This is a genomic window from Nocardia sp. NPDC057353 (assembly GCF_042667085.1).
Taxonomy (GTDB): domain Bacteria; phylum Actinomycetota; class Actinomycetes; order Mycobacteriales; family Mycobacteriaceae; genus Nocardia.
In genome coordinates this window covers 83,305-96,773 of the sequence record NZ_JBHVAK010000023.1, presented here as the reverse complement: position 1 = coordinate 96,773, position 13,469 = coordinate 83,305, and the positions used below count along the sequence as shown (strand labels likewise).

At 72.1% G+C, this 13,469-nt stretch carries 12 protein-coding genes; 8 read left to right on the top strand and 4 right to left on the bottom strand.

Annotation, left to right across the window (positions count from 1 at the left end):
• Positions 1-38 precede the first annotated feature (38 nt).
• The 3 genes from garA to ACFUUZ_RS14805 all read right to left on the bottom strand — a co-directional run bounded on the left by garA (position 39) and on the right by ACFUUZ_RS14805 (position 1,712).
• Positions 39-524 carry a glycogen accumulation regulator GarA gene (gene garA, locus ACFUUZ_RS14815; protein WP_378696270.1) on the bottom strand — a complete coding sequence of 162 codons (486 nt, stop codon included), beginning with the start codon at positions 522-524 and terminating at the stop codon, positions 39-41.
• Between the two features lie 166 nt (positions 525-690).
• On the bottom strand, positions 691-1,089 hold the full coding sequence (gene gcvH, locus ACFUUZ_RS14810) for a glycine cleavage system protein GcvH (RefSeq protein WP_378696268.1): 399 nt from the start codon (positions 1,087-1,089) through the stop codon (positions 691-693).
• Positions 1,086-1,712, bottom strand: a complete 627-nt coding sequence (locus ACFUUZ_RS14805) for a CDP-alcohol phosphatidyltransferase family protein (RefSeq protein ID WP_378696266.1) — start codon at positions 1,710-1,712, stop codon at positions 1,086-1,088. The genes gcvH and ACFUUZ_RS14805 overlap by 4 nt, the downstream gene beginning before the upstream one ends.
• Before the next feature lie 225 nt (positions 1,713-1,937).
• Between ACFUUZ_RS14805 and ACFUUZ_RS14800 the strand changes: the two genes are divergently transcribed.
• Both ACFUUZ_RS14800 and ACFUUZ_RS14795 read left to right on the top strand, forming a co-directional pair.
• Entirely contained in the window at positions 1,938-3,287 is a 1,350-nt protein-coding gene (locus ACFUUZ_RS14800; protein ID WP_378696280.1) for a DUF2252 domain-containing protein, read from the top strand.
• 54 nt (positions 3,288-3,341) lie between these two features.
• Positions 3,342-4,220, top strand: a complete 879-nt coding sequence (locus ACFUUZ_RS14795; protein WP_378696264.1) for a nuclease-related domain-containing protein — start codon at positions 3,342-3,344, stop codon at positions 4,218-4,220.
• Between the two features lie 43 nt (positions 4,221-4,263).
• On the opposite strand, the gene ACFUUZ_RS14790 is transcribed toward ACFUUZ_RS14795, so the two are convergent.
• The gene (locus ACFUUZ_RS14790; protein WP_378696262.1) at positions 4,264-6,213 is read right to left on the bottom strand and encodes an acyl-CoA dehydrogenase; all 1,950 of its coding nucleotides are present in this window, start codon (positions 6,211-6,213) and stop codon (positions 4,264-4,266) included.
• 103 nt (positions 6,214-6,316) lie between these two features.
• On the opposite strand from ACFUUZ_RS14790, the gene ACFUUZ_RS14785 reads away from it, so the two are divergent.
• The 6 genes from ACFUUZ_RS14785 to ACFUUZ_RS14760 all read left to right on the top strand — a co-directional run bounded on the left by ACFUUZ_RS14785 (position 6,317) and on the right by ACFUUZ_RS14760 (position 13,411).
• Entirely contained in the window at positions 6,317-6,949 is a 633-nt protein-coding gene (locus tag ACFUUZ_RS14785; protein WP_378696260.1) for a TetR family transcriptional regulator, read from the top strand.
• On the top strand, positions 6,949-7,854 hold the full coding sequence (locus tag ACFUUZ_RS14780) for an ATP-binding cassette domain-containing protein (RefSeq protein ID WP_378696258.1): 906 nt from the start codon (positions 6,949-6,951) through the stop codon (positions 7,852-7,854). Before ACFUUZ_RS14785 ends, ACFUUZ_RS14780 begins: the two co-directional genes overlap by 1 nt.
• Positions 7,851-9,458: an ABC transporter permease gene (locus ACFUUZ_RS14775; RefSeq protein ID WP_378696256.1), complete on the top strand. Its 1,608-nt coding sequence runs from the start codon at positions 7,851-7,853 to the stop codon at positions 9,456-9,458. The genes ACFUUZ_RS14780 and ACFUUZ_RS14775 overlap by 4 nt, the downstream gene beginning before the upstream one ends.
• Before the next feature lie 303 nt (positions 9,459-9,761).
• Positions 9,762-11,183 carry a threonine/serine exporter ThrE family protein gene (locus ACFUUZ_RS14770; protein ID WP_378696278.1) on the top strand — a complete coding sequence of 474 codons (1,422 nt, stop codon included), beginning with the start codon at positions 9,762-9,764 and terminating at the stop codon, positions 11,181-11,183.
• Between the two features lie 148 nt (positions 11,184-11,331).
• Positions 11,332-11,994 (top strand): heme oxygenase (biliverdin-producing), encoded by a 663-nt coding sequence (locus tag ACFUUZ_RS14765; protein WP_378696254.1) that lies wholly within the window; start codon positions 11,332-11,334, stop codon positions 11,992-11,994.
• Positions 11,995-12,349: 355 nt separating this feature from the next.
• Positions 12,350-13,411, top strand: coding sequence for an SDR family oxidoreductase (locus ACFUUZ_RS14760; RefSeq protein WP_378696252.1), 1,062 nt, complete (start codon positions 12,350-12,352; stop codon positions 13,409-13,411).
• Positions 13,412-13,469: the final 58 nt, after the last annotated feature.

Sequence of the window (13,469 nt, the reverse complement as noted above, 5' to 3'; positions counted from 1 at the left end):
GGGCGGTACCGCACCGCCCGGACCCGGCGCCGCCGATCTCACAGGCTGCCCGCGCCCGTCGACGGCTCGTTCACCGAGGCGCGCGGCCCGGTGAGGAAGACCAGACGGAACTTGCCGATCTGCACCTCGTCGCCGTTCTGCAGCTCCGAGGAGTCGACCGGCTCCCGGTTCACGTAGGTGCCGTTCAGGCTGCCGACGTCGACCACCTGGAACGAATCGTCGTCCTGCCGGAACTCGGCGTGCCGACGGCTCACGGTGACGTCGTCGAGAAAGATGTCGCTGTCCGGATGCCGGCCCGCCGACGTGGTCGGCTGGTCCAGCAGGAACCGCGAACCCGCGTTGGGACCCCGCTTGACGACCAGGAGGGCAGCCCCGACGGGCAGCCCCTCGACCCCCTGCACCGGCTGTTCGCCTGCCGGCTCTGCGGAGCGCGACGCGTCGACCTCGTTCAGGAAATCCGCGCGGAAGACCGACGTGGTCTCGGCCGCGCTCTCCCCGTAACCCGGGTCATTGTTCTCGCTCACCGTTTCTCTCCTCCTCGAACCTGATTATCCATGCAAGCAGGTGAAGCCATGTCCGACACGAGCGTGTCGCGACGCCGGATTCTCGCACTCGGCGACGGCCGATGGCGTTGGCATCGACCGTACCCTGCCAGGGTGTCGCTGTGCAGGGAGAACCGGGAAGGCCGGATCAGCCCCCGATAACTCCTCGGTAACCCTCCGCGTCGAGCAGTTCCCCGAGCGTTTCGTCGAGGCCGCCCGGGTCGGCGACCTCCAGCTCGAAGAGCCACCCGGCGTCGTACGGGTCGCTGTTCAGCGTCTCCGGGGCCGACCCCAGATCCTCGTTCACCGCAACGATTCTCGCGGCCAGCGGGGCGTAGATGTCGGAGACGCTCTTGGTGGACTCCACCTCCGCGATGCCGTCGCCCGCGGCGACCTCCTTGTCGACCTCGGGCAACTGCACGAACACGACGTCACCCAGTTGTGACTGGGCATAGTCGGTGATCCCGACCCGGACCCGCGCCGGGGCGACCCGGCGCACCCACTCGTGCTCCTCGGTGTAGCGCAGATCCTCCGGAGTCAGGGTCACGGGCCGTCCTTTCGTCGTGAACGTCGGGGCAACTCTATGCGAGGTCCGGCGCCCGCCACCGGCGGGATCGCCCTCGCCACGGCGACGGCCTTCCCGAGGTAGAGCAGGCCGGTCCAGACGTACACGGCCGTGCCCCAGATCAACAGTGCCCCGCCGAAGGCCCGTCCGAAACCGTCGGCGGGCCAGTCCATCTCCCCGGCGAGCAGCCAGGGCAGCGCCGACATGAGCGCAAAGGTGGCGGCCTTGCCCAGGTAGATCACCTCGGGCGGGGGCAGCTCGCGGCGCCGGTAGATCGGCAGGGTGGCGGTCAGGACCAGGTCGCGGCCGACCAGCAGCAGCGCCACCCAGAGCGGGAGCAGGTCGCGCAGCACGAAGGCGGCCAGCGTGGTCACCAGGAAGAGCCGGTCGACGAAGGGGTCGAGCAGCGCGCCGAGCTTCGAGGACTGGTCGAGCAGCCGGGCCAGCTTGCCGTCCAGGAAGTCGGTGATGCCGCTGGCGATCAGCAGCGCGAAGGCCCAGCCGTCGGCGTGTTGCACCAGCAGCAGCCAGAGGAAGACCGGGACGCCGACCAGCCGCAGCACGCTCAGCACGTTGGGCACGGTGAGGATCCGGTCGCTCGTCACGCCCCGTGCTTACCGCACCGGCGGCCACCGCGCCACGGCCGGGCCGGTGTTTCCGGGTGGGCGTCGCGGCGGAATGTGCGGAAGATCATCTCGGCGGCACCGGCCGAACCGGACGTTCCGGGCGGGCACCGCGCCGTGCGGCGCCGGAAGCCCGGCAACCGGCTAGCGTATTCCTTCGTGTCCGATGAGCTGCTCGACCTGCGCACGTACTGCACCGCCGCGGAGATGCGCGAGCGCGGCCGCGCGCTGCGGCAGCGGACGCCGCTCGTGGCCAGGGACCGTCCCGCCGCCGGTGCGCACCGGCCCGCGGTGCTCGACTTCGTCGAGCGCAGCAACCGCGGGCGGCTGGCGCACCTGATCCCGCTGCGGATGGGGCGGATGGCGGCGTCGCCGTTCAGCTTCTACCGGGGCGCGGCCGGGCTGATGGCCGCCGACCTGGCGGGCGGCCCGGACAGCGGGCTCACCGCGCAGCTCTGCGGCGACGCGCACGCCGCCAACTTCGGGCTCTACGGCAGCGCCTCCGGCGAGATCATCATGGACATCAACGACTTCGACGAGACCGTCGACGGCCCGTGGGAGTGGGACCTGGAGCGGCTCGCCGCCAGCCTGGTGCTGGCGGGCCGGGTGGCGGGGGCGAGCGAGGACGACTGCCGGACCGCAGCCAGGGACGCCGCGCGCTCCTACCGCAGAACCATCGACGAGATGGCTGACCAGCCTTTCATGCAGTCCTGGTGCGCGCTGCCGGACGAGTCGGTGCTGGAGCGCGCGCAGGCGCACGGGCTGATCGACGACTTCGAGAAGGCCGCGAAGAAGGCGCGCAAGAACACCAGCGCCAAGGTGGTCGCCAAGTGGGTGCAGGAGAGCGACGAGCACGGCGCCGGGCTGCGCAGGCACCGCTTCGTCAGCGATCCGCCGATGCTGACCCGGGTCGAGGAGTCGGTGCGCGAGGCGGTGCTCGGCGGGCTGGAGCGGTACGGCGCCTCGCTGCGCGAATCGCGGCGCACCCTGCTCTCCCGGTTCGCGCTCTCCGACGTGGCCTTCCGGATCGTCGGGACCGGGAGCGTCGGGCTGCGCAGCTACGTCGCGCTGCTGCACGGCAACCACGGCGAGTCGCTGGTGCTGCAGGTGAAGCAGGCGATCCCGTCCTCGCTCGCGCCGTTCCTGCCGGTGGCGACGCCCGCGCACGACGGCGAGCGAATCGTGCAGGGCGCCAGGCTGGTCCAGGTCGACACCGACATCCTGCTCGGCTGGACCTCGTTCGACCCGGACGGGACCGGCACCGAGCTGCCCTTCATCGTGCGGCAGTTCCGCAACCTCAAGGGCAGCATCGACCCGGCCGGGCTCACCAGCCAGGACCTGGACGACTACGGCAGGCTGGCCGGTGCCCTGCTGGCCAGGGCGCACACCCGCTCGCTCGACCCGCGGCTGCTCGCCGGGTACCTCGGCGACGACGAGGAGTTCGACACCGCGATCGAGAACTTCGCGGTCCGCTACGCCGACCGCACCGAGGCCGACCACGCCGAGCTGACCGCGGCCATCCGCTCCGGCGTTGTCGCGGCGGAGGACCCCCGGTAATTTCGAACCCGTCACTTTCGACGCGAAGGGCGGTTCTCTCGAATGCTCGTCCGCATGCAGAACTCCGGGGGCAGCGAAGCCGAGCGCGCCCTGCTCGACTGGCTGCGCACCTGGAAGGACCCGCGCAGCCCGCACGGCGTCGCCACGCTGAATGTCAGCCTGTTCCACACCAATCGGCTCTTCCCGCTGGACGCGGTGATCTGGACGCCGACCAGCTGCGTGATCATCGAGGCCGAGGCGCTCACCGCGCGGCAGAACGGGGTGCTGCGCATCCCGCTGAACGGGCCGTGGACCATCGACGGCGAACCGGCCGCGATGGAGGGCCGGGACCGGCGCACCCCGCTGGAGCGCTCGCGCGAGCACACCTTCGCCCTGCAGGACTGGCTCTCCGCGCGCGGGCTCGGGCAGCGGGTGGTGCACGGGCTGGCGCTCGTCGTCCCGATGCGTGGCGCGGACGTCTCGGTCGAACAGGGATGGAGCGACCCGAGTTTCGACGTCATCCTCGGTGACGACCCGGAGCGGCTGCGGCACTACTTCCAGACGCTGGCGGTCCAGGAGAAGCACCTCTGGACCGCGAACGACGTCGCCGTCGCCTTCCGCGGCCTCGGCATCCTGCCCTACCTGCCCGCCCCGCAGGAGTTGCTGAACGAGGGGTTCCTCGGGCCGATCGACATCACGCTCTGGCACGGCGGGCCGAACCAGGCCCAGGCCGAGGCGTACGCCGCCGAGCAGGCGGCGGGCACCGACACCAAACTCCCCCTGCTCTCCGTGCAGTCCCCCTGGTACAGCCCGTGGAAGCTGTACCCGCGCAAGCACGGCGACATCGACTTCGGCCAGGCCGTCATGCGCACCGGCCTCGCCCTCGGCATGTTCGTCGCCTTCGTCTGGGTGCTCTGGTTCGTGGTCACCCTGATCCTCACCGTCGCGACCTGACCCGCGGGCCGGGCCTCCGGTGCGAGGCCCGGCCGCGCGGGGACTACTGCGTGCGGTCGTAGACGCTGGCGTCGCTGAGGAGGGCGGCGCGGAGCATGGTGTCGGGGACGCCCATGGCGTCGACCAGGGTGACGACGTCGGGGCGGAGGCGGTCGACGAGTTCGTTGACGCCGCGGCGGACCGCCTTGGCCCGCTCGACCGACATGAAGCGGTGCATGATGTACCAGTCCGCGTTCTCCTCCAGGGTGGAGAAGACGTACAGGTCGCAGACGGTCTCGGCGAGGGCGCGGGCGTCGGGGTCCTCGATGTCGGCGATGCCCTCGATGAACGCCTCCAGGATCAGCCGGTCGATGTGCGCGGTACCGGCGGTCAGGATGTGGTCCTGGGCGTTGTTGAAGGCCTCGAACGGCCCGGTCTCCTGCGCGCGGGCGCGGAGCCGGTGCGCGGCGGTGCGCACCAGGTAGTCCTCGCGGTCGGCGAAGAGCGAGAGCTGGGTGGAGCGGCGGGCGAGGTCGCCCTCGTCCACCGGGTCGTCGCCGCGGTCGCGCAGCGTCTGGATGAGCTGGCGCACGCCGGAGCGCTTGCGCACCACGTCGCCCGCGGTGGTGGCGACGAAGCGCACCCAGCCGAGCGCGTCCAGATCGCGCACCTCGTCGGCGTAGGCGGTGAGCAGCTCCTTGGCGACGAGCTGGGTGAGCACGACGTTGTCGCCCTCGAAGGTGGTGAAGACGTCGGTGTCGGCCTTCAGCGTCACCAGCCGGTTCTCGGTGAGGTAGCCCGCGCCGCCGCAGGCCTCCCGGCACTCCTGGATGGCCCTGGTGGCGTGCCTGGTCTGCGCCACCTTGAGCCCGGCGGCGCGCTTCTCCAGCGCCCGCTGCGAGCTGGTGTCCAGGTCCTGCCCGGTCTGGATGAGGTGCATCCGGCGCACCAGGTCGTTCTGCGCGAAGGCCAGCGCGTAGGACTTGGCGATCAGCGGGATCAGCCTGCGCTGGTGTGCCCGGTAGTCCATGAGCACGACCTCCTCCCCGGTGTCCGGGTCGGAGAACTGCCTGCGCTGCACCGCGTACTTGACGGCGATGCTGAGCGCCACCCGCGCGCCCGCGGCGGCCGCGCCGCCCACGCTGATCCGGCCGCGGACCAGGGTGCCGAGCGTGGTGAAGAAGCGCCTGCTCGGGTTCTCGATATCGGAGGTGTACTCGCCGTCCGGGGTGACGTCGGCGTACCGGTTGAGCAGGTTCTCCCGCGGGATGCGCACCTGGTCGAAGACGATGCGGCCATTGTCGACGCCGGGCAGCCCGCCCTTGAGGCCGTCGTCGGAGGTGGTGACGCCGGGCAGGTCGTTGCCGTCCTCGTCGCGCAGCGGCACCAGGAAGCAGTGCACGCCCTTGCTCTCGCCGCCGGTGATCAGCTGCGCGAAGACCGCGGCCATGGTGGCGTGCTCGGCGGCGCCGCCGATGTAGTCCTTGCGCGCCGAGGGGGTCGGCGAGTGCACCACGAACTCCTGGGTCTCCGGGTCGTAGGTGGCGGTGGTCTCCAGGCTCTGCACGTCGCTGCCGTGGCCGGTCTCGGTCATGGCGAAGCAGCCGAGCAGGTCCAGCGAGATGAGCCTGCGGACGTACTCGCGGTGCCGCTCGGTGCCGAGGTTCTCCACCGCGCCGCCGAAGAGCCCCCACTGCACGCCGGACTTCACCCAGAGCGAGAGGTCGGCGTAGGCCAGCATCTCCAGCCCGACCACCGCGGCGCCCGGCTCACCGGTGCCGCCGTTCTCCCGGCGGAAGCTGCGGTCCGCGAAGCCGAGCTTCACGATCTCCCGCATCTGCTCCAGGACCCTGGTCCTGGCCGCGTGGTAGTCGAGGGTCGGGTCGCCGGCGAACTTGTCGTCCGCCAGCGCCGCCCTGGCCTCCTCCCGGACGGCGCCCCACGGACCGTCCAGAGCACCGCGCAGGTGCGTGATCACCGGGTTCTCAGTCGTCGTCGACGTGCCGCTCTCCATATCTCAGACGATAGCCCGCAGGATGCCGGGCAAACCGTGACGAACATCGTGTCGCCGCGTCGCGCCCCTTGTGGACTGAACAACTGTTCAATACACTGAACATGTGTTCAACGACCGCTCGGACCTCAGTACCGCCGCCCGCATTCGGGACGCGGCCGTGCTGGAGTTCGGGCACAGCGGCTTCGGGGTCGGGGTACGCGCCATCGCGGCCCGCGCGGGCGTCTCCCCCGGCCTGGTCAACCACCATTTCGGCTCCAAGGAGGGATTGCGCCGGGCCTGCGACGACTACGTGCTCGGCTTCGTCCGCGATCAGAAACTGCACGTGCTGACCGGGGGCGACACCGCGGGCGGGATGCTCGCGGCGGTGGCGGAGCTGGACGAGTTCGCGCCGCTCTTCGCCTACCTGGTGCGCAGCCTGGAGGACGGCGGGCCGCTGGCCGACCAGCTCTTCGACCACATGGTCGACGACGCCGTGGCCTACACCGAGCAGGCGGTCGCGGCCGGAATCGTCAAGCCCAGCCGGGACGAGGCGGCCCGCGCCCGCTACCTCATGCTGCTCAATCTCGGCGGCACACTGCTCTACCTGCGCATGCGGCGCAGGCGCGAACCCGATCTGGACGATCGGCAGGCGCTGCGCGACCTCATGGCCGAACTCACCGTTCCGGCGCTGGAGATGTACACCCAGGGCCTGCTCACCGACCCCACCGTTCTGGATTCCTTCACACAGGAGAAGTGATGTCCGTTATCGACATCGAGGGCCTGCGCAAGACCTTCGGCCACGTGGCCGCGCTCGACGGGCTGGAGCTGTCCGTCGCCGAGGGCGAGATCCACGGCTTCCTCGGCCCCAACGGAGCAGGCAAGTCGACCACCATCCGGGTGCTGCTCGGGTTGCTGCGCGCCACCTCGGGGCGGGTCGCGCTGCTCGGCCGCGATCCGTGGCGGGACGCGGTGGCGCTGCACCGGGAACTGGCCTACGTGCCCGGCGACGTCACGCTGTGGCCGTCGCTGTCGGGCGGCGAGACCATCGACCTGCTGGCCCGGCTGCGCGGCGGGATCGATGTGGCCCGTCGCGCGGAGCTGATCGAGCGCTTCGACTTCGACCCGCGCAAGAAGGCGCGCACCTACTCCAAGGGCAACCGGCAGAAGGTGGCGCTGATCTCGGCCTTCGCCTCCGACGTTCCGCTGCTGCTGCTCGACGAGCCGACCTCGGGGCTGGACCCGCTCATGGAGCAGGTCTTCCGGGAGTGCGTGCGGGAGGCGGGGGCGCGCGGGAGCACCGTGCTGCTCTCCAGCCACATCCTCTCCGAGGTGGAGGCGCTGTGCGAGCGGGTCACCATCATCAGGGCCGGGAAGACGGTGGAGAGCGGGTCGCTGGCCGAGATGCGGCACCTGAGCCGGACCTCGATCACCGCCGAGCTGACCGGTGATCCCGGGGACGTGGCGGCGCTGCCCGGGGTGGCGGACGTGCAGCGGGACGGCTCGGTGCTGAAGTTGCAGGTCGACGGCGAGCACTTGGGGGCGATCGTCCGGCTGCTCGGCGATGCCGGGGTGCGCAGCCTGACCAGCGCGCCGCCCACCCTGGAGGAGCTGTTCCTCCGGCACTACAGCGCGGACGGCGACCGGGCGGAGGTCAGGGCATGAGCATCGCAGCTCCTACCCGGCTCGCCGATCTCACCGGTACTCGGCGGCTGTTCCTGCTCGCCCTGCGCCGGGACCGGATCGTCGCGCCGCTGTGGGCGCTGACCATCGGGCTCATGCCCGCGATCCAGCTGGTCAGCGTTAAAGACCTGTACTCGTCCCCGGAGCAGCTCGACCAGTTCGCCGCGACCACCGCGGCGAGCCCGGCGCTGCTGGCCATGTACGGCCCGGTCTTCGGGACCTCGCTCGGCTCGATCGGTACCTGGAAGGCGGGGGCGATGTACACCGTCATCGCCATCGCCACGATCCTCACCGTCATCCGGCACACGAGGGTCGAGGAGGAGACCGGGCGCGCGGAGCTGATCGGCGCCACCGGCATCGGCCGCTTCGCCGGGCTCACCGCGGCGCTGCTGCTCACCGGCGGCGGGTCGCTGCTGGCCGGGCTGGTCTGCGCGCTCTCGCTGCTCGGCAGCGGCGAGCCGCTCGCCGGGTCGGTGGCATGGGGTGCGTCGCTGGCGGCGTCGGGGCTGGTCTGGGCCGGGATCGCGGCGATAGCGGCCCAGGCGAGCACCGGCGCCAGGGTGGCGCGCGGCATCGCCTTCGCCGCGCTCGGCACCGCCTTCGCCCTGCGCGCGGCGGGCGACGCGGGCAATGGCGTGCTCTCCTGGTTCTCCCCCATCGGCTGGTGCCTGCAGATCCGCCCGTACGCGCAGGAGCGCTGGTGGGTGCTGCTTCCGCTGCTCACGGCCGCGGTCTTCACCATCGGGTTCGCCTACGCGCTGCTGGACCGCCGCGACACCGGCGCCGGGCTCATCGCGGAGCGGCCGGGCCGCCCGGACGCGACGAAGTCGCTCTCCGGCGCCTTCGGGCTGGCCGCCCGGCTGCAGCGCGGCGCGCTGCTCGGCTGGGCCGTCGGGTTCGCGCTCTACGGGCTGCTGATCGGCGGCGCCGTCGGCAGCATCGGCGACATGCTCGGCGACAACGACACGCTGCGCGAGCTCATGGACCGCATGGGCGGATCCTCGGCCCTCGAGGACTCCTTCATCACCTACGCGCTCACCCTGCTCGCCGCGGTCGCCGCCGCCTACTCGGTCTCGGCGGTGCTGCGGCTGCACGACGAGGAGACCGGCGCCAGGATGGAGGCCGCGCTGGCGGGCGCGGTGAGCCGCCCCTGGCTGGCCGCCGCGCACCTGGGCTTCGCGCTCGCCGGGCCCGCGCTGCTCCTGCTCGTCGCGAGCACCGCCATCGGGCTGGTGTACGCGCCGCAGACCGCCGACCCGGAGCACACCTTCGACGCCACGGTCGCCGCGGCGCTGGTGCAGCTGCCCGCGGTCTGGGTGGTCACCGGGATCGCGTTCGCGCTGTACGGGTTGCTGCCGCGCTTCGCGCCGTTCGCCTGGGGTGTGCTCAGCACCATGATCGTGCTCTACTTCGTCGGCTCGCTGGACGCGCTCCCGCAGTGGGTCATGGACCTGGTGCCGTTCACGCACCCGCCGAAGCTGCCGGGCGGGGAGTTCACCGCCGAGCCGCTGCTCTGGCTGCTCGCGATCGCCACGATTCTGCTGACCGCGGGGATGACCGGCTTTCGACGGCGTGATCTGCGCTGACACCGACCGGTCCGGGTGTGATCGAAGCCATTTCGGCACGGGGGCGGATGCGGCGACCGCGCGGACGCGGCTATTTTCGCGGGCATGGTGCGAGGAGCTTTTCCCGGAATCGGACCCGCCCGCGATGGTCGCGGCGCGGGCCGGGCCCCACGCGCCGATGTCCTCGGTGGCGGATCCGCGGTGGATGCGCTCTCGCGCGGCGTCGGCGCCGACGAGACAGCGGGCGGCGCGACCGGCCGGAGTACCAGGCAGCACGGGTGGCGGCGCGGGCCGTGGCGCCGACGCAGCCGGGTCTCGCCGGTGGTGTCCCAGGCGGTCGGGCTGCTGGTCGCCGACCGGCAGGCCACCGCCGACACCATCGTCTCCGCGCCCGCCCCGCTGCAACCCATCGACCTCGGCGACGACGCCCAGGTCACCGAGGTGCTCGACCTGGCGGTCCGGGTCGGCGAGGTGGTGCTCGCCTCCGGCACCGGCGTGGTCGACACCACCACCCAGGTGCAGTTCATCGCCGCCACCTACGGCCTGGCCAAGGTGGACGTCGACGTCACCTACGACAGCATCCGGATCTGGGCCGACCGCGGCTCGCTGCTGCCACCGGCCAGCACCATGCGGGTGGTGCGCTACCGCTCGCTGGACTTCACCCGGCTCGCCGCGGTGGACCGGCTGACCCGCCGCATCCGTTCGGAGGTCGTTCCACCCGGCGACGCGCGCGCCGCGCTGGACGCCATCACCGGCGCGCCGCACCCCTACCAGCGCTGGGCGGCCACGCTGGGCTGGTCGCTGCTGGCCGCCTCGATCGCCGCGCTGCTCGGCGCGGGCCCGATCGTGGCGCTGCTCGCCTTCCTCACCACCGCCGCCATCGACCGGACCAACCGGCTGTTGAACCGGTACGGCCTTCCCTTCTTCTTCCAGCACATGGTGGGCGGTGCGCTGGCCGCCGCCCCCGCCGTCGGGCTGGCCGCGGTGGCCGGGCCGCTCGGCCTCACGGTCGACCCGACGCTGATCATCGCCGCCGGGATCACCGTGCTGCTCTCCGGGTTGTCGCTGGTCGGCTCGGTGCAGGACGCGATAACCGGGGCGCCGATCACCGCCGCGGCGCGGATGCTCGAGGTGGTCATGATGACCGGCGCGATCATCGCCGGGATCGCGCTGGCGCTGCGGGTCGGCGAGGTGATCGCGACCCCGGTGCTGCCGGTGGACATGAGCCCGGCCAGGGCGCTCACCGACCTGCCGGTGCAGATCATCGCGGGCGCGGTCGCGGCGGCCGCCTTCGCACTGGCCTGCTACGCGGAGCGGCGGGCGCTGGCCGCTGCGGCGTTCAGCGGGGCGGCGGGCACCATCTGCTACATGGTCGCCGGGCACATCGGCTTCGGGCCGGTGACCGGCTCCGGCTTCGCGGCCGTCGTGGTCGGGCTGGCCGGTGGCCTCATGGCGCGGCGCGCGCTGACGCCGCCGCTGGTCGTCGCGGTCGCCGGGATCACCCCGCTGCTGCCGGGCCTCGCGCTGTACCGGGGGCTGTACGGGCTGCTCAACGACCAGCTGCTGCTCGGCTTCAACCAGCTCTTCGGCGCCATCGGCGTCGGCTGCGCGCTGGCCGCGGGCGTCACGCTCGGCGAGTGGGTCGACCGGACCGTGCGCAAGCCGCGGATCCTGCGGCGCTTCGGCGCGCTGCGCAAGCCGACCATCGTCCGGCGCCCGAAGATCTCGCTCCGCCGCAAACGCTGATCCGGCACAGCGCGGCGGCGGGGTCGGCGCCGCGCGGCGGGGACGGTCCACAACGCTGCTGCGGCGCGCGGGGCCGCCCGGTATCGTCGAAGCGTCAATCAGGTCGTCCGGCGGGTGCCGGGCGGCGAGTCGAGGTGGAGGCCCGCTCATGTCGGATACGGTTCCGTTCTCCGTTCAGATCCGTACCGCCACCGAGCGGCAGCACACCGAGGCGGAGAACTCCCGCTTCATGACCGACATGCTCGGCGGCATGCTCGGCCTCGACTCCTACCAGCGCTACACCGGCCAGCTGTGGTTCGTGTACCGGGCGCTGGAGGGCCGCTGGGACGAGCTCGCCGCAGACCCGGTCGCCGGGCCGTTCATCAAGCCGGAGCTGGCCCGCACCGCCGAGCTCGAGCGCGACCTGACGCACCTGGTCGGCCCGGACTGGCGCGACGGCCTCACCCCGCTCCCCGCGACGGCCGCCTACGCCGCCCGCATCGAGGAGTGCGCCAGGGAGTGGCCCGCAGGCTACATCGCGCACCACTACACCCGCTACCTCGGCGACCTCTCCGGCGGCCAGGTGATCCGCGGCTTCGCCGAGAAGCAGTGGGACCTGCCGCACCGCGGCGACGGCGTGCGCTTCTACGTCTTCGAGGGCGTGCGGAACCCGGCCGCGTTCAAGCGCGAATACCGCGTCCTGCTGGACGACCTGCGGCTCGACGACCTGGAGCGGCGCCGGGTGCTGGACGAGGGGCAGCGCGCGTTCGCGCTGAACACCGCGGTCTTCGCCGAGCTGGACGCGGAGTTCGCCGAGCGCAGACCCTCCTGACACGAGATCGACACAATTCTCGTAATCCGCTGTAGCACTTGCTGATTCGCGCTGCCCGGAGCCGGGTCCGGTAACAGATCACATTGCCCCGTGTGCGGGCTCACCATTACCATCGACTATCAGTCGGGACGACGACGTTCCACCCGCGGGGGCTCGGCAGGCACAGCTCCGGCCGATTTCCCCGCATCCGGTTCCCCGCAGGCACACTTCCCGGAAACCGGTGTCGCACACCCTCTGCACCGTGTGATGCCGCGCACACCGCACGGTTCGTACCGTGCTCCGGGTCACATCGCGCGGGAACCCCGAGGAGGCACCGCCGCCTCCGCACGCCACACCAGCCGACCCCGGAGGAGTCATGGTTTCCTACATCGTCACCGGCGGCAGCGAGTTCCTGCGCGGGCGAGTCGTGCGGCAACTGCTCGACGCCGACCGCGACGCCGTCGTGCACGTCCCCACCGACCGCACCGGCGCCACCCTGCTCACGCTCCCGGCCGGGGTCAGGGTGCCGCAGCGCGACGTCCCCGCGATCGACCACATCGTGCACCTCGGCCCGGCGAGCCCGACCGCCGAGCAGGCGAACCACATGACCGAGCTGCGCTGGACCCTCGGCTCGGCCGCCCGGCTCGGCGCCACGCTGAACTACCTCTCCTCGGTCGCCGTCGCGGGCGCGCACCCCGGCCGCTTCTTCGAGGACGACTTCGACCTCGGCCAGCCGCTCACCTGCGCCGCGCACCGGCTGGCCTTCGCCGCCGAGGGGCTGGTGCGCCACGCCCGCGACGTGCGCTGGCGGATCTTCCGCTCCGGCATCCTCTCCGGCGATTCGCGCACCGGCGAGGTGGATCACGGCGGCGGCACCGCCCCCTTCCTCGCCGCGATCGCCCGGCTCACCGGGCTGCCCACCGAGCTGCCGGTCATCCTGCCGGACTGGGGCACCACCAATGTGGTCCCGGTCGACTACGTCGCCTCCGCGCTGGCCGAGCTGGTGCGCAGGCCCGGCCAGCACAGCCGCACCTTCCACCTGGTCAACCCGGCCCGACAGGGCTTCGCCGACCTGTACGCGGCGCTGGCCCGCGCGGCGGGCGCCCCGCGCGGGATCGCGCTGCCCGGTAGCGGGATCCTGTTCGACCAGCTCGCCAGGGTTCCCGGTTACCCGCTGCTCCGCGACCACGTGATGGACCTGCTCGGCATCCCCGCGCACGCCCCGGCCCAGCTCCGGGTGCCCGCCGAGTTCATCGACGACACCACGCGCGCCCGGCTGCGCCACACCGGCATCGCGGTGCCCGGCTTCGACAGCTACGCCGACCGGCTCTGGACGCGCTGGCAGCGCGAGGCCGAGGCCGAGGCCGCCCCGCTCGCGCTGCGGACCGTGCACCGCGGCGCCGCCGTAGCGCCGCGGCGCGAACTCGCCGAGGTCTGATCGTCGATCCGCTCTCGATACACGGACGTATCTGATACGTTCGCGTATCGAGAGTGAG